Here is a 13,701-nt window from a genome sequence, read left to right on the forward strand (position 1 = left end):
GGTTTCACTCAAAATCGATCAGCTGTTCGCGGCGACGGATTTCCGCCCACACGCCACGCTTGAATTCATCGTCCGACTTCGACCAGGCAATGATCTCGTCAATCGTGCGCAGGCAGCCCTCGCAATATCCGGTATCGCGGTTCATCTTGCACAGGCTGATGCAGGGGGATGGCACCGGCGTCGCCAGTTCAGGCGCGCCAGGGGGCAGTGGAGTGCTCATTGTTGCTGGAAGTTGAAGTTCAAGCGGTATTTTATCGCGAATGCAAGCACAACGATGCAGCGCCGCAACGTTAGCGCAGCCGGGGCCGAATTTGGCTATACTGGGTTCAAACATGAGCGCAGAGGAGACGAATGAATTCCATCAGCCTCCAGAGGTGATTCCATGAGAATCCGTCATCCATTCATGTCGCAGCTGCGCCGTACGACGCAGGATATCTTCAACCGCACCATGCGGCTTTCCGACGCCGCCCTGCGTTTCGTGGGCGAACCTGCACAGCTCCCGGCATCGATGCCCCCCGGGGCGCGCTTTGTGGACGGGCGCTTCGGCAACCGCGCCGGCAGCAGGCGCTACAAGCTCTACATTCCCTCCACCTGGCGCGGCCAGCCCATGCCGCTGCTGGTGATGCTGCACGGCTGCACCCAGGATCCCGACGATTTCGCCGCCGGCACACAGATGAACACCGTCGCCGAAGAGCGCCAATGTTTTGTGGTGTATCCGGCACAGTCGCGCAATGCCAACAATTCGCGCTGCTGGAACTGGTTCAACGCGCTGGACCAGGAACGCGGGCAGGGCGAGCCGTCCATCATCGCCGGCATCACGCGCCAGGTGATGCGCCGTTTCCCGGTCCAGGCGGGGCAAGTGTTCATCGCCGGCCTTTCCGCCGGCGGCGCCATGGCCGTGGTGGTCGGCACGCTGTATCCGGATCTGTTTGCGGCCGTGGGCGTGCATTCCGGCCTGCCCTTCGCCTCAGCACGCGACCTGCCGTCCGCCCTGAGCGCGATGAAGCGCGGCGCGGCCAGCCAGGCCAACAGCGCCGGCCTGCCCGTCATCGTGTTCCACGGCGACCAGGATACGACGGTGCATCCGGCGAATGGCGAGGAGGTGATTGCGCAGGGGCTGCGCAGCCATCCGCTAGGCGGCAGCGTGCAGCCCTCCACCGTCGCTGGCCGGGTGCCGGACGGCTACGAGTACACGCGCGTGAAGCACTGGCTGGAGGACGGCTCGCCGCTGGGAGAACACTGGATCATCCACGGCGCAGGCCATGCCTGGTCCGGCGGCAGCGCAGCCGGCAGTTATACAGATGGCAAGGGGCCGGACGCGAGCCGCGAGATGATGCGCTTCTTCAGCACTGTTGGCGCTTAGCGATGTGGTCTTTCAGGCATGCAGGGCACCAGCAGGTGACGTCCTGGCCGGCGTCGGGCACCGGCACCGCGGGCGGCATCGCCGTGCACCAGCAGGGCTGGGTGTCGGCCTTGCCGTCCGGGCCGGGATCGCTCATCGCGCAATGGAATTCAAGGCCGCAGCGTTTGCAGATAGTCATACGGCCCAGCGTAGACACTCCGGCCGGAAATTACAAGCGCTTGGCCCTATAATGCGCTCTTGAAGCCCGCTGTTGGCTGTAAAATTGCAGAAATATCTTTACCGGAACCGCCATGACCCAACTGAGCAACGCTAGCCTCTCCGACAACGCCGACGACCTGAGCGCAGTCTCCCCTGCGATCAAGGCGCAGATCCTGGCGGAAGCTCTGCCGTACATCCGTAACTTCCACGGCAAGACCATCGTCATCAAATACGGCGGCAATGCCATGACCGAGGACCGCCTGAAGCACGGCTTCGCGCGCGATGTGATCCTGCTGAAACTGGTGGGCATGAATCCGGTGGTGGTGCACGGCGGCGGTCCGCAAATCGACAACGCGCTGAAGAAAATCGGCAAGCAGGGCACCTTCGTGCAGGGCATGCGCATCACCGACGAAGAAACCATGGAAGTGGTGGAATGGGTGCTGGGCGGCGAAGTGCAGCAGGATATCGTCATGCTGATTAACCACTACGGCGGCCAGGCCGTGGGCCTGACCGGCAAGGACGGTGGCCTGATCCGCGCCCGCAAGATGTCCATGCCGGACAAGGACAATCCGGGCCAGTTCCTGGACATCGGCTTCGTGGGCGAAATCGACGCCATCAATCCGGCGGTGGTGAAGGCGCTGCAGGACGACGCCTTCATTCCTATCATCTCGCCTATCGGTTTCGGCCAGGATGGCCAGGCTTACAACATCAATGCCGACGTGGTGGCGGGCAAGATCGCCGAGATCCTGAAGGCCGAAAAGCTGATCATGATGACCAATATCGCCGGCGTGCAGGACAAGAACGGCAACCTGGTGACGGACCTTTCCGCGCGCGAAATCGACGAGATGTTCGCCGACGGCACCATCTCCGGCGGCATGCTGCCTAAAATTTCATCGGCACTGGACGCCGCCAAGAGCGGCGTGAACACGGTGCACATCATCGACGGGCGGATTGAACACAGTTTGTTGCTGGAAGTATTGACCGAACAGGCTTTTGGCACTATGATCCGGTCTCACTAAAAATTTTGCGGCGCAACGAACACCACCGCGCCGCGAAACGTGAATGCCCTTGTAGCTCAGTGGTAGAGCACTCCCTTGGTAAGGGAGAGGCCACGTGTTCAATCCACGTCAAGGGCACCACTTCCCTTCAGTACACCCGCTCCACCGCAATACCCTTCTTCCGCAGCAGTTCCGGAACACTCCCGGTACCGACCAGATGCAGGACGCCGATCGCGGCGATGCTGCGCTTTTCGCGCGCCAGCAATTTGCCGATGCCATCCGCCAGCGCGGGGTTGCGCCCGTCCAGCAGCACCTGCTTCACGAACTGGCCCGAAAAGGTCTGGTCCGTTTCCGTTTTCAGGGCAATCGCGTCGAAGGCTGCGATATCGGCCTTGCGCCATGCCTCAGCGATGGCGCGCGCATCGTCGGCCTGCTCCTTGCTGTCGATGGCATCGATGCTCTCCTGCAGGAAGCGCAGCTGGTCGGCTATCGGCATGCGGCCGAACAGCGCCATCTGGCCTGCCGCCGATTCCAGCTCCACGACCTTTACCTTGCGGGCACGGGCTTCGCGCGACAGCCATGCATCCACCGCCAGTTCCGGCTTGTAGCCTTGCGCCGCGAACTCACTCACTGCGAGCAGGCTGGCAATCATCCACGGCTTCATCGGCATGACTGCGGCGCGTGCGATGTCGAAACGCTGCAGCTGGCGCTCAAGGCGCGGCTGGTAGGCCAGCGGCAGGTCGCTGATGGCCGGGCCGCGGCCGTTCTGGTACATGCCATGTTCGCGTATGGCCAGCATCAGCTGGTTCTGGTCGCCCAGAGGATCGACCTCCAGCGCCAGCACGCTCGCTTCGTCCAGCGCCTTCATCATGCGCGGCTCCAGCGGATAGAAGTCCGGCGAGCCCACATGAATGGTGCCGAACAGCCAGACCACATGGCCGCCCTGCTCCGCCTTGAACAGCGCGCCGCGGGTCTGCGCCCATGCCGGATTGCCCGTTAGCCAGAGCAGTCCGCAAAAGATCACTATAATCAGGCGTTGCATATCTTCCTTTGTGTCATTTGGACGTGAATATTAAACCTTCCGCGCCGGTCTGGCTGTTCGACCTCGATAACACCCTGCACAACGCTTCGCACGCGATCTTCCCGGCGATCATGGCGAATATGAATGCCTACATCGCGCGCGTGCTGGGAGATGGCGACACGCCCGCCGGCATCGAGCAGGTGAATGCGGCGCGCACCCTGTACTGGAAGCGCTACGGCGCCACGCTGCTGGGACTGATCAAGCACCACAACGTGAAGGCGGAGCACTTCCTGCGCGAGACACACCACATGGAAGACCTGCTGTCCATGATCCGGCATGAGAAAGGCCTGGGCCGCATGCTCAAACGCCTGCCCGGCAAGAAGATCGTGCTGACCAATGCGCCGCACCGCTATTCCACGGCGGTACTGCGCCACATGGGCATCCAGCGCCATTTCGAGAACCACATCTCCATCGAGTCGATGCGCGTACACCGCCAGCTGCGCCCCAAGCCCTCCAAGCTCCTGCTGCGCAAGGTGATGCGTCGCCATGGCGCCACAGCGTCGCGCTGCATCCTGGTGGAGGACACGCTGGCCAACCTGCGCACGGCGCACGCCCTGGGCCTGGGCACGGTATGGGTCACGCAATACCTGAAAGTGGGTGATCCGATCGGCACCGCGCACCCGCCGCAGCGGCTTCACCGCCCCGCATGGGTCGATGTCAAAGTAAAATCTGTCAAACGCCTGCCGGCACGCCTGGCACGTCTTCGCTGAATTATCTTTTCGATATTGAGAATCATGGCAACCACACCGCCCGGCCAACGCAAGCTGCAAATTCTCCAGGCACTGGCAGCAATGCTGGAGCACCCGAAGGGGGAGAAGATCACCACCGCAGCACTGGCGCGCAAGCTGGATGTGTCGGAGGCCGCGCTCTATCGCCACTTCGCCAGCAAGGCGCAGATGTTCGAGGGGCTGATTGAATTCATTGAGTCCAGCGTGTTCGGCCTGATCAACCAGATCGCCGAGCGCCAGCCGGACGGCCTGGCGCAGGCGCATGACATTCTCTCCATGCTGCTGCAATTCGCTTCCAATAATCCGGGCATGACGCGCGTGATGACGGGCGACGCCCTGGTCAACGAAGACGAGCGCCTGCAGCTGCGCATGAACCAGTTCTACGACCGTGTGGAGCTGGCCCTGAAACAGGCGCTGCGCCTCGCTTCGGCGGTGCGTGAGGAAGATGTGGCGGCGCGCGCCAACCTGCTCCTCAGCTTCGTGCTGGGCCGCTGGCACCGTTACGCCAAGAGCGGATTCAAAGCCAACCCTTCGCAGGACGCCGCACTGCAGATCGCGATCCTGCTCGGATGAAGTCCTTCTCTCCTGTGGCATTCGGCGCCCTGCTGGTGGGCGGCATGGCGATCGGCTTTGCCGGCATCCTGATGCGCCTTTCGGACGTGAACCCCATCGCCTCCGCCTTCTGGCGCATGGCGCTGGCCTCGCCCCTGCTCTGGGCCTGGGCTTTCGCCACCGCGCGCAGCGATGCGGCAGCGGGCCTGAGCACGGACCTGAGCCGCATCCTCGTGCTGTCCGGCGTGTTCTTTGCCGGCGACCTGGCGATCTGGCACCTGGCGCTGCACTACACCACGGTGGCGAACGCCACCCTGCTGTCGAACATGACGCCGCTGTTCATCGCGATCTGGCTGTTCTTCGTCTACAAAACACGCTTCTCCAACGGTTTCCTGATCGGCATGGCGGTAGCGCTGGGCGGCGCCGTGCTGCTGATCGGCCCCAGCGCCAGCACCAGCTCCACCCAGCTGATGGGCGATGGCCTGGGCTTCTTCTCCGCCGTGTTCTATGCGGGCTACCAGCTGGTGATCAAGGACTGCCGCGAGAGCTATTCCACCGCGCGCCTGATGGCCTGGAGCACCACCATCAGCGCAGTGATCCTGCTGCCGCTCGCGCTGCTGATGCCGGGCCCCTTCCTGCCCCCGAACGCGGAGGGCTGGATTCCGCTGCTGGCGCTGGCGCTGGTGGCGCAGATCGGCGGCCAGACCGTGATAGCCTATGCATTCGCACACCTGCCTGCGTCGCTGGCATCGGTGAGCCTGCTGATCCAGCCGCTGACGGCGGCCCTTGCGGCGCTGGCGATTTTCGGCGAACGCATCGGCCCATGGCAGATCGCTGGCGGCGCCCTGCTCCTGTGCGGCATCTATCTGTCGAAACGTAACTCAACATGAGCGTCGAATGCTTTGCATTGCTGGATGACGCCGGCAGCGGCCGCGTCTCCCGCCTGTTCACGGGCCATGCCGGCACCCTGGTATGCCGCGATATCGCGCAATGGCCGCAGCTGCTCGATGCGATGCAGGCGGCGCTGGCGCGCGGCCAGTTCGCGGTGGCGGTATGCAGTTATGAACTCGGCGGTGCGCTGGCCGGCGTGGTGCAGCAAGCTTCCCCGCTACCTTATGCGCAGTTCCTGCTGTTCGAACAATGCGAGCTGCTGACGCAGGAGCAGGTCGCCCAGTGGCTGGCCGTGCATGCGGCGGCGGACACGGGTCCGGCCGGCGTGGCGGGACTGCGCGCCAGCGTCACGCAGGCGGAATTCACCGATGCCATCCACCGCATCCGCGAATACATCGCCGCGGGCGATACCTACCAGGTCAACTACACCTACCGCCTGCGCTTCGACGCATTTGGCTCGCTGTTCGGGCTCTACCAGCGCCTGCGCGTGCGCCAGCCGGTGCCGTACGGCGCCCTGATCCAGCTGGAAGATGGCAGCGCCGTGGTCTCGCTGTCGCCAGAGCTGTTCGTGCGCCATGAGCAGGGCAAGCTCACCACGCGGCCGATGAAAGGCACGGCGCCCGCCGCGTCTCCCGCCGATTTCGAAGGCGAGGCGCTGGCCGCCGAGAACACGCGCCGCGCCGCCGCGCTGGCTGCGGACATGAAGAACCGCGCCGAGAACCTGATGATCGTGGACCTGCTGCGCAACGATGTGGGCCGCGTGGCAAAGACGGGCTCCGTCCGGGTGCCGTCGCTGTTCGAGGTCACGCGTTTCAGCAGCGTGCTGCAGATGACGTCCACCGTTGAGGCGCAGCTGCGCGACGGGGTCACGCTGGCGGAACTCTTCAGCGCCCTGTATCCCTGCGGTTCCATCACCGGCGCGCCCAAGCGGCGCACCATGGAGATCATCGCCGAACTGGAAAGCGCACCGCGCGGGATCTACACCGGCGCCATCGGCTGGTTCGAACCGGCGCAGCATGGCTTCGGCAATTTCTGCCTCAGCGTACCGATCCGCACCCTCTCGCTCCAGGCGCCGGAGGACGGCGTGCGCGCCGGCGAGATGGGCGTCGGCGCAGGCATCGTGCACGACAGCGTGCCGGAAGAGGAATTTGCCGAGTGCCAGCTGAAGGCCCGCTTCCTCACTGGCCTCTCCAACGATTTCGAGCTGTTCGAAACCATGTACGCCACGCGCGAACAGGGCCCGCGCCACATGGAGCGCCACCTGCAGCGCCTCGCTGCTTCCGCCCGCTACTTCGGTTTCCGCTGGGACGAAGCGGCGGCCCGTGCCTACATCACCATCGCCTGCAACGGGCTGCCGGCGAGTACGCCGCACCGCCTGCGCCTGGCGATGAATTCGGCCGGCGCCTTCGCCGTGCAGACCGGCGTGCTCAAGGAACTGCAGCAGCCGGTGCGCGTGTTCCTGGCCGAACAGCGCACCAGCGCCAGCGAGCTTTTCCTGCGCCACAAGACCACGCTGCGCGTACAGTATGACGCGGCGTGGAAGGAAGCAGAGGCCGAAGGCGGCTTCGACAAGCTGTTCTTCAACGAGCGCGATGAACTCACGGAGGGCGGCCGCAGCAGCGTCTTCGTCAAGGTGAACGGCAAATGGCTTACGCCGCCGCTGTCCGGCGGCCTGCTGCCAGGCGTCATGCGCGCCGTGGTTCTGGACGCCTGGGGCGCCAGTGAAGCCGTCATCACCCGCGCAATGCTGCTGCAGGCCGAAGAGATTGTGGTCTGCAACGCCCTGCGCGGCACCCTGCGCGCAAGCCTGGCCTGAGCTACAGGTCGACCGCCACTTCGAAGCCGCCGAAGAACATGCGCTTGCCGTCAAAAGGCAGCTGCGCGGGATCCATCATGTGCGCCAGGCGCGGGTCCGCCATTACCTTTGCATTGCAGGCATCGCGCACCTCGCGCGAGGGATAGGTAATGTAAGAGAAGAACACCACTTCGCCTTCCTGCAGCTGCACCGCCTGTGGAAAAGAAGTCACTTTACCCACAGGCACATCGTCACCCATGCATTCGCGGAACTCCAGCGCGCCATGTTCGCGCCACACCTCGCCCGCCTGTGCGGACAGGGCCTTGTATTCTTCGAGCTTGCTGCGTTGAACCGGGGTGACAAATCCGTCGACATAAGCCATGATGCCCTCCTCCTGTTGAATACCCCTGCGCACGCGGCAGGTATCCCGCCAGCTTAGTCCTGCGCCGTTGCGGTGACAAGGAAAGCGCGCCGGTAGGCGCCGGGTGTAGTGGAGGCAATGCGGCGGAAATGATGCCGCAGGGATTCTTCAGAACCGAAGCCGGCACGTTCGGCCACCTGCGCCAGCGGCAGCTCGGGAGATTCGAGCAAATCCTTGGCGATGGCCACGCGCTCGCGCGTCAGCCACTCGATGGGGCCCATGCCGGTTGCCTCCTGGAACTGGCGCTGCAGGGTGCGCGCGCTCATGGCCGCCCGCCCGGCCATCGATTTGATGCTGTGTTCGCCATGCGGATGGCTGCGCAGGTAATCCATCAGGCGCGACAGCCTGCCCTGTTCATCATGCGCCATGGGGCGCGGCAGGAACTGGGCCTGGCCGCCTTCGCGGTGCGGCGCCACCACCAGCCGCTGCGCGACCATATTGCCGACACGCGCGCCATAATCGCGCCGCACCAGGTGCAGCAGCATGTCCAGCCCGGCAGCGGAGCCGGCGGAGGTGATCAGCCGGCCCTCGTCCACATAGAGGTCGTCTTCCAGTACCTGCACTTTCGGGTAGCGCCGCGCCAACCGCTCGGCATAGCGCCAGTGCGTGGTGGCGCGCTTGCCGTCGAGCAGGCCCGCCGCCGCCAGCAGGAAAACGCCGGAACAGATGGAGCACAGGCGCGCGCCGCGCGCGTAGGCAGCGCGCAGCTGCACCAGCAGGGCCTCCGGCGGCGCCTCGTCCGCATCGCGCCAGCCGGGGATGATGATGGTATCGGCCTGCTCCAGCAGTTCCGGCGCATAAGGCGCCTGCACCGTGATGCCGCCTGCCGCACGGATCGGCCCGGGTTCGACGGCGCAGACGGCAAAGTCATACCACGCCACTTCCAGCTCCGGACGTTCGAGCGCAAACAGCTCGACGGTGCAGCCGAATTCGAAGGTGCAGAGCCTGTCATAGGCCAGTGCGACGACAAGGTGGCGTTGGTTCATGGCGCAATCTTAACGCATATTGGCATATGCGCCACTGCCCGGCCGGGGCCTGCGCACCGATAATGGCTTCACTTTCATCACCAAGGAGCAAAAGATGTCGATCGTTACCGCCGTCCCTGCCGCGCCCAGCGAAGCGGCGCTCGCGCATTTCGAAAGCGAGTTTGCCTTTGAGACCGATTGCTGGGACGTCCACAGCGTGATGGGCACGCCGGAGCAGGATTTTGTGCTGCTGGATGTGCGCGGCACGGATAAGTTTCGCGAAGGCCATGTGCCCGGCGCCGTGGACCTCGCGCATGGCAAGATCATCGGTTCGAAGCTGGCGAAATACCCGGCTGATACGCTGTTCGTTACCTATTGCGCCGGTCCGCACTGCAATGGCGCGGCGCGCGGCGCGATCCGGCTGGCGAAACTGGGCCGCCGCGTCAAGATCATGACGGGCGGCATCACGGGCTGGCTGGATGAGGGCTTTGCCCTTGCCAGGGGCGATTAACTTGCCAGCGCTTTCTCGATGGCGCTCACCAGCTGCTTGTCGGAAGGCGTGACCTTGGACGGGAAGTTCTCAATGACCTTCCCGTTGCGGTCGATCAGGTATTTATGGAAGTTCCAGGCCGGCGCCTTGCCGGTGGTTTTGATCAGGTTCACATACAGCGGGTTCGGCGTTGGGCCGGACACCACCGACTTGGCGAACATCGGGAACTTCACGCCATAGGTGTTGAAGCAGAAGTCCGCAATTTCCTTGCCGGTACCCGGCTCCTGCTTGCCGAAGTCATTCGACGGGAAGCCCAGCACCACCAGGCCCTTCGGCCCATATTTCGCGTACAGCGCCTCCAGGCCCTCATACTGGTTGGTATAGCCGCAGTAGCTGGCCGTGTTCACTACCAGCACCACCTTGCCCGCGTACTGGCACAGGTCTTGCGGCGCTTCGTCCTGCAGGCGGTTGAAAGTCTGCTTGAGGATGGCCGGGCAGCTGGCTGGGCGGGCCGCTGCCAGTGGCGCACCGGGGGCGGCAGGCGCCGGCGACTGGGCGAAAGCGCTCGCAGCCGACAGGCTCAGGACAGCGAGAACGAAAGGTTTGGCGATAGTCATGGTGGGGGCCTCGAAGGAATCGGGATCACCGCATTGTATGCCAAAGCAACGCACTCGGCTGGACACCGCATTTTAGTTCCGCTCAAACTTTTGATCGTTGTTAAGCGCCCGCTTTTGCGTTCGCTCAAAGTTGCGGTTTCCATTCCCGCCCACAGGAGCTGCCATGAAAGCCCTCACCCTTCACCTGTTGCGGCTGCTCGCCGTCATCGCCATTCTCGCCAGCGCAGCATCCGCGCCAATCAAGGCCCGGACCGGCAACCTGCCGCCGATGCGCGCCTCGCAGCTCTCGGTCTCCGGACTGTCATCAGGCGGCTATATGGCCGTGCAGTTCGAGGTGGCCTATTCCAGCAGCGTGGTCGGCGCCGGCATCATTGCGGGCGGCCCCTATTTCTGCGCGCGCGGCAACGTGGGCACGGCGACCTCGATCTGCAGCTGTACCAACGGCACGCCATGGTGCGGCGTAGCGCCGGGCGGCACCAGTGTGAGCCAGCTGGCCGACATCACGAAACGGAACGCGGCAAACGAACTGATCGACGCCACGGCGAACCTGGCAAACCACAGGGTGTGGCTGTTCTCCGGCCACGGCGATACCGTGGTTCCAACGCCGGTCATGAATGACCTGCGCGACTACTACCGCAACTTCGTTCCTGTGGATAACATCAGCTACCGCACGCACCCCAGCGCCCAGCATGCGGTTCCCACCGACTTCTTCGGCAACCACTGCAGCACACTGGGCGCGCCGTGGATCAACCATTGCGCCCTCGACGGGGCGGGCGAACTGCTGGGCTGGATCTACGGCACCCTGAACCCGCGGCAAGGCAGCACGCCGCAAGGCCGCTTCGTCGAGTTCAGCCAGGAAGAGTTCATCAGCGATGCGCGCAGCCACGGCATGGCGGCCACCGGCTATCTCTACGTGCCGCCGGGCTGTGAAGGCGAGGCGCAGGATTGCAGGCTGCATGTGGCTTTCCATGGCTGCAAGCAGACGGTGGCGCTGGTGGGCGATGCGCACATCCGCAACGCGGGCTACAACAACTGGGCGGACAGCAACCGCATACTCGTGCTCTATCCCCAGGCCGCGGCCACGTGGATGAACCCGAACGCGTGCTGGGATTGGTGGGGCTATGACGACCGGAGCTACGCCGAGCGTTCCGGCCGCCAGATGCGGGCGGTCAAGCGCATGACCGAGCGCCTGACCGGTTTGCCGTGATCAGAGGCCGAGGCAGATGTACTTGATGACGAGGTAATCGTCCATGCCGTACTTCGAGCCTTCGCGGCCCAGGCCGGACTGCTTCACGCCGCCGAAGGGAGCCACCTCGTTCGAGATCAGGCCGGTATTCACGCCCACCATGCCCGACTCCAGGCCTTCCGCCACGCGCCAGATACGGCCCACATCGCGCGAGTAGAAGTAGCTGGCCAGGCCGAATTCGGTGCTGTTGGCCAGCGCCACGGCTTCCTCATCGGTCTTGAAGCGGAACAGCGGCGCCAGCGGGCCGAAAGTCTCTTCGCTCGCCACCTTCATCTGGCTGCTGACATCGGCGATCACGGTCGGCTGGAAGAAGCTGTGGCCCAGCGCATGGCGCTGGCCGCCGGTCAGCAGGCGGCCGCCCTTGGACAGTGCATCGGCCACATGCTCTTCCACTTTCTTCACGGCCGCTTCGTTGATCAGCGGACCTTGCGTGACGCCCTGCTCCACGCCGTTGCCGACCTTGAGCTTTTCCACGGCAGCGGTAAACTTCTGCGCGAAGGCGTCATACACGCCATCCTGCACGTAGATGCGGTTGGCGCACACGCAGGTCTGGCCCGCGTTGCGGTATTTGGAGGCGATGGCGCCTTCCACGGCGGCATCCAGGTCCGCATCGTCGAACACGATGAAGGGAGCATTGCCGCCCAGCTCCAGCGACAGCTTCTTGATGGTCGGCGCGCACTGCTGCATCAGGATGCGGCCCACGCCGGTGGAACCCGTGAAGCTCAGCTTGCGCACGATAGGGTTCGAGCACATCTCGGCGCCAATCTCTTTCGGCGAACCGGTAACAACGCTGAACACGCCGGCCGGAATGCCGGCGCGCTCGGCCAGCACGGCCAGCGCCAGCGCCGAGAACGGCGTTGCCTCGGCGGGCTTGAGCACCATCGGGCAGCCTGCGGCGAGCGCCGGGCCCGCCTTGCGGGTGATCATTGCCAGTGGGAAGTTCCAGGGCGTAATCGCAGCGCAGACGCCGATCGGCTCCTTGGTGACGATCATGCGGCGGTCAGGCCAGGGGCTGGCCAGCGTATCGCCCGCCACGCGCTTGGCTTCTTCCGCGAACCATTCGATGAAGGAGGCGCCGAAGGCTACCTCGCCCTTGGCTTCGGCCAGCGGCTTGCCCTGCTCGGTGGTCATCAGCAGCGCCAGGTCATCGGCATTCTCGGTGATCAGGTCGAACCATTTGCGCAGGACGGCGGCACGGTCCTTGGCGGTCTTCTTGCGCCACGCGGTCCAGGCTGCATTTGCTGCCTCGATGGCGCGGCGCGTCTCGGCGGCGCCCATATTCGGCACCGTGCCCAGGTGTTCGCCGGTGGCCGGATTGGTGACGGCAAAGTTTTCGCCATTGTCCGCATCGGTCCAGGCGCCGTTCACATAGGCTTGCTGGCGGAACAGGCTGGGGTCTTTCAATTGCATGGTGGTCTCCGCATTGGTGGGAAAGTAAGACGCTTACTATGCCACAGAGCGCCATGCCGTGCAGGCCGCCTATTTGATGCGCACCCTCGCCAGTTCCGGGTTTGGCGCAGGCCATTTCAGCTTCATGCCCTGCAGCGTTTCGAGCAGGATGCTGGCGACGGCGATATTGCGGTGGGGCTTGGAATCCGCGGGCACGATGTACCAGGGCGCATGATCGGCATCGGTTTCGGTGATGGCCCGTTCGTAAGCGCGCTGGTAGTCGTCCCATTTCTCGCGCTGCTCCAGGTCGGCGGGGTCGAACTTCCACTGCTTTTCCGGATCGTCCAGCCGCTCCTGCAGGCGCTCCTTCTGCTCGGTCTTCGAAATGTGCAGGAAGATTTTGACGATCGTGGTGCCAGTCTGCGCCAACATTCGCTCAAAATCGCGGATCTGCGCGTAACGCCGCTTGCATTCGGCCGTGCCGATCCAGCCCTGCACGCGCGTGATCAGCACGTCTTCGTAGTGGCTGCGGTTGAAGACGGCAATCTCGCCTGCCTGCGGCACTTCCTTGTGCACGCGCCACAGGTAGTCATGGGATTTTTCGATCTCGGTCGGCGCCTTGAATGCCACCGGACGCAGCCCCATCGGGTTCACATAGTCGAACAGGGCCTTGACGGCGCCGTCCTTGCCGGACGTATCCGTGCCCTGCAGGATCAGCAGCAGCCTGCGCCGGCGTTCGGCGAACAGCATTGGCTGCAGCATGGCAATGCGCTGGCCGAGGTCGCGGGCGGCATCCTTGTCCAATTCCTTGATATCCGCCGCCGCCAGGTGCTTGTTGCCCGGACGTGCGGAAGCGCTCAGCGGCGTACGGCCCGCATCGGCGTCGCGCAGTTTCAGTTTGGGGCCGGCACGGAACAGTTCGCAGGCTTGCATGGCTTGCAGGGGAGTTATCGATGCTGTCAGCGTA

At 64.2% G+C, this 13,701-nt stretch carries 16 protein-coding genes and 1 tRNA gene; 9 read left to right on the top strand and 8 right to left on the bottom strand.

Going from position 1 to position 13,701, the window contains the following annotated elements:
- Positions 1-4: 4 nt before the first annotated feature.
- Positions 5-220, bottom strand: coding sequence for a DUF1289 domain-containing protein (locus tag ACJRPG_RS11655; RefSeq protein WP_408000247.1), 216 nt, complete (start codon positions 218-220; stop codon positions 5-7).
- Positions 221-382: 162 nt separating this feature from the next.
- Here ACJRPG_RS11655 and ACJRPG_RS11660 point away from each other — a divergent pair, with 162 nt between their 5' ends.
- Complete coding sequence (locus ACJRPG_RS11660) at positions 383-1,363, top strand: extracellular catalytic domain type 1 short-chain-length polyhydroxyalkanoate depolymerase (RefSeq protein ID WP_408000248.1); 981 nt, start codon at positions 383-385, stop codon at positions 1,361-1,363.
- Here ACJRPG_RS11660 and ACJRPG_RS11665 read toward each other — a convergent pair.
- Positions 1,344-1,541, bottom strand: a complete 198-nt coding sequence (locus tag ACJRPG_RS11665; protein WP_408000249.1) for a cysteine-rich CWC family protein — start codon at positions 1,539-1,541, stop codon at positions 1,344-1,346. The genes ACJRPG_RS11660 and ACJRPG_RS11665 overlap by 20 nt on opposite strands.
- A gap of 112 nt (positions 1,542-1,653) precedes the next feature.
- On the opposite strand from ACJRPG_RS11665, the gene argB reads away from it, so the two are divergent.
- Positions 1,654-2,580: an acetylglutamate kinase gene (gene argB / locus ACJRPG_RS11670; RefSeq protein WP_408000250.1), complete on the top strand. Its 927-nt coding sequence runs from the start codon at positions 1,654-1,656 to the stop codon at positions 2,578-2,580.
- Positions 2,581-2,625: 45 nt separating this feature from the next.
- A tRNA-Thr gene (locus ACJRPG_RS11675) sits at positions 2,626-2,700 on the top strand.
- A gap of 7 nt (positions 2,701-2,707) precedes the next feature.
- Here ACJRPG_RS11675 and ACJRPG_RS11680 read toward each other — a convergent pair.
- On the bottom strand, positions 2,708-3,601 hold the full coding sequence (locus ACJRPG_RS11680) for a TraB/GumN family protein (RefSeq protein ID WP_408000251.1): 894 nt from the start codon (positions 3,599-3,601) through the stop codon (positions 2,708-2,710).
- Between the two features lie 29 nt (positions 3,602-3,630).
- Between ACJRPG_RS11680 and ACJRPG_RS11685 the strand changes: the two genes are divergently transcribed.
- From ACJRPG_RS11685 to pabB, 4 genes are read left to right on the top strand one after another with little or no spacing between them, the layout of a single operon-like run.
- Positions 3,631-4,350 carry a pyrimidine 5'-nucleotidase gene (locus ACJRPG_RS11685; RefSeq protein ID WP_408000504.1) on the top strand — a complete coding sequence of 240 codons (720 nt, stop codon included), beginning with the start codon at positions 3,631-3,633 and terminating at the stop codon, positions 4,348-4,350.
- A 24-nt stretch (positions 4,351-4,374) separates the two neighbouring features.
- Positions 4,375-4,941, top strand: coding sequence for a nucleoid occlusion factor SlmA (gene slmA, locus ACJRPG_RS11690; RefSeq protein WP_408000252.1), 567 nt, complete (start codon positions 4,375-4,377; stop codon positions 4,939-4,941).
- Positions 4,938-5,810 carry a DMT family transporter gene (locus tag ACJRPG_RS11695; protein WP_408000253.1) on the top strand — a complete coding sequence of 291 codons (873 nt, stop codon included), beginning with the start codon at positions 4,938-4,940 and terminating at the stop codon, positions 5,808-5,810. The genes slmA and ACJRPG_RS11695 overlap by 4 nt, the downstream gene beginning before the upstream one ends.
- Positions 5,807-7,627, top strand: a complete 1,821-nt coding sequence (pabB, locus tag ACJRPG_RS11700) for an aminodeoxychorismate synthase component I (protein ID WP_408000254.1) — start codon at positions 5,807-5,809, stop codon at positions 7,625-7,627. Before ACJRPG_RS11695 ends, pabB begins: the two co-directional genes overlap by 4 nt.
- 1 nt (position 7,628) lies before the next feature.
- Here pabB and ACJRPG_RS11705 read toward each other — a convergent pair whose 3' ends face one another.
- Together ACJRPG_RS11705 and ftrA are read right to left on the bottom strand one after the other, a co-directional pair.
- Positions 7,629-7,988: a DUF1428 domain-containing protein gene (locus ACJRPG_RS11705; protein WP_408000255.1), complete on the bottom strand. Its 360-nt coding sequence runs from the start codon at positions 7,986-7,988 to the stop codon at positions 7,629-7,631.
- Positions 7,989-8,041: 53 nt separating this feature from the next.
- The gene (gene ftrA / locus ACJRPG_RS11710; protein ID WP_408000256.1) at positions 8,042-9,013 is read right to left on the bottom strand and encodes a transcriptional regulator FtrA; all 972 of its coding nucleotides are present in this window, start codon (positions 9,011-9,013) and stop codon (positions 8,042-8,044) included.
- A gap of 94 nt (positions 9,014-9,107) precedes the next feature.
- Between ftrA and ACJRPG_RS11715 the strand changes: the two genes are divergently transcribed.
- Positions 9,108-9,503, top strand: coding sequence for a rhodanese-like domain-containing protein (locus ACJRPG_RS11715; RefSeq protein ID WP_408000257.1), 396 nt, complete (start codon positions 9,108-9,110; stop codon positions 9,501-9,503).
- Here the strand turns inward: ACJRPG_RS11715 and ACJRPG_RS11720 are convergent.
- Positions 9,500-10,099 carry a glutathione peroxidase gene (locus ACJRPG_RS11720; protein ID WP_408000258.1) on the bottom strand — a complete coding sequence of 200 codons (600 nt, stop codon included), beginning with the start codon at positions 10,097-10,099 and terminating at the stop codon, positions 9,500-9,502. The genes ACJRPG_RS11715 and ACJRPG_RS11720 overlap by 4 nt on opposite strands.
- A 163-nt stretch (positions 10,100-10,262) precedes the next feature.
- Here ACJRPG_RS11720 and ACJRPG_RS11725 point away from each other — a divergent pair, with 163 nt between their 5' ends.
- On the top strand, positions 10,263-11,306 hold the full coding sequence (locus tag ACJRPG_RS11725) for an extracellular catalytic domain type 2 short-chain-length polyhydroxyalkanoate depolymerase (protein WP_408000259.1): 1,044 nt from the start codon (positions 10,263-10,265) through the stop codon (positions 11,304-11,306).
- Here the strand turns inward: ACJRPG_RS11725 and gabD are convergent, their stop codons facing one another.
- The gene (gene gabD / locus ACJRPG_RS11730; protein WP_408000260.1) at positions 11,307-12,755 is read right to left on the bottom strand and encodes an NADP-dependent succinate-semialdehyde dehydrogenase; all 1,449 of its coding nucleotides are present in this window, start codon (positions 12,753-12,755) and stop codon (positions 11,307-11,309) included. It lies immediately after the preceding gene.
- A gap of 69 nt (positions 12,756-12,824) precedes the next feature.
- A complete protein-coding gene (locus ACJRPG_RS11735; RefSeq protein ID WP_408000261.1) occupies positions 12,825-13,667 on the bottom strand; it encodes a PPK2 family polyphosphate kinase in 843 nt (280 codons plus the stop codon).
- Positions 13,668-13,701 lie beyond the last annotated feature (34 nt).

Source organism: Pseudoduganella rhizocola (assembly GCF_045984285.3).
Classification (GTDB): Bacteria; Pseudomonadota; Gammaproteobacteria; order Burkholderiales; family Burkholderiaceae_D; genus Rugamonas.

Bases quoted from the DNA above. Each gene is read 5' to 3' on its own strand.
- ACJRPG_RS11660 (WP_408000248.1), top strand. From the start codon at position 383: ATGAGAATCCGTCATCCATTCATGTCGCAGCTGCGCCGTACGACGCAG.
- ACJRPG_RS11665 (WP_408000249.1), bottom strand. From the start codon at position 1,541: ATGACTATCTGCAAACGCTGCGGCCTTGAATTCCATTGCGCGATGAGC.
- argB (WP_408000250.1), top strand. From the start codon at position 1,654: ATGACCCAACTGAGCAACGCTAGCCTCTCCGACAACGCCGACGACCTG.
- slmA (WP_408000252.1), top strand. From the start codon at position 4,375: ATGGCAACCACACCGCCCGGCCAACGCAAGCTGCAAATTCTCCAGGCA.
- ACJRPG_RS11715 (WP_408000257.1), top strand. From the start codon at position 9,108: ATGTCGATCGTTACCGCCGTCCCTGCCGCGCCCAGCGAAGCGGCGCTC.
- ACJRPG_RS11725 (WP_408000259.1), top strand. From the start codon at position 10,263: ATGAAAGCCCTCACCCTTCACCTGTTGCGGCTGCTCGCCGTCATCGCC.
- ACJRPG_RS11695 (WP_408000253.1), top strand. From the start codon at position 4,938: ATGAAGTCCTTCTCTCCTGTGGCATTCGGCGCCCTGCTGGTGGGCGGC.
- ACJRPG_RS11705 (WP_408000255.1), bottom strand. From the start codon at position 7,988: ATGGCTTATGTCGACGGATTTGTCACCCCGGTTCAACGCAGCAAGCTC.
- ftrA (WP_408000256.1), bottom strand. From the start codon at position 9,013: ATGAACCAACGCCACCTTGTCGTCGCACTGGCCTATGACAGGCTCTGC.
- ACJRPG_RS11735 (WP_408000261.1), bottom strand. From the start codon at position 13,667: ATGCAAGCCTGCGAACTGTTCCGTGCCGGCCCCAAACTGAAACTGCGC.
- pabB (WP_408000254.1), top strand. From the start codon at position 5,807: ATGAGCGTCGAATGCTTTGCATTGCTGGATGACGCCGGCAGCGGCCGC.
- gabD (WP_408000260.1), bottom strand. From the start codon at position 12,755: ATGCAATTGAAAGACCCCAGCCTGTTCCGCCAGCAAGCCTATGTGAAC.
- ACJRPG_RS11680 (WP_408000251.1), bottom strand. From the start codon at position 3,601: ATGCAACGCCTGATTATAGTGATCTTTTGCGGACTGCTCTGGCTAACG.
- ACJRPG_RS11720 (WP_408000258.1), bottom strand. From the start codon at position 10,099: ATGACTATCGCCAAACCTTTCGTTCTCGCTGTCCTGAGCCTGTCGGCT.
- ACJRPG_RS11655 (WP_408000247.1), bottom strand. From the start codon at position 220: ATGAGCACTCCACTGCCCCCTGGCGCGCCTGAACTGGCGACGCCGGTG.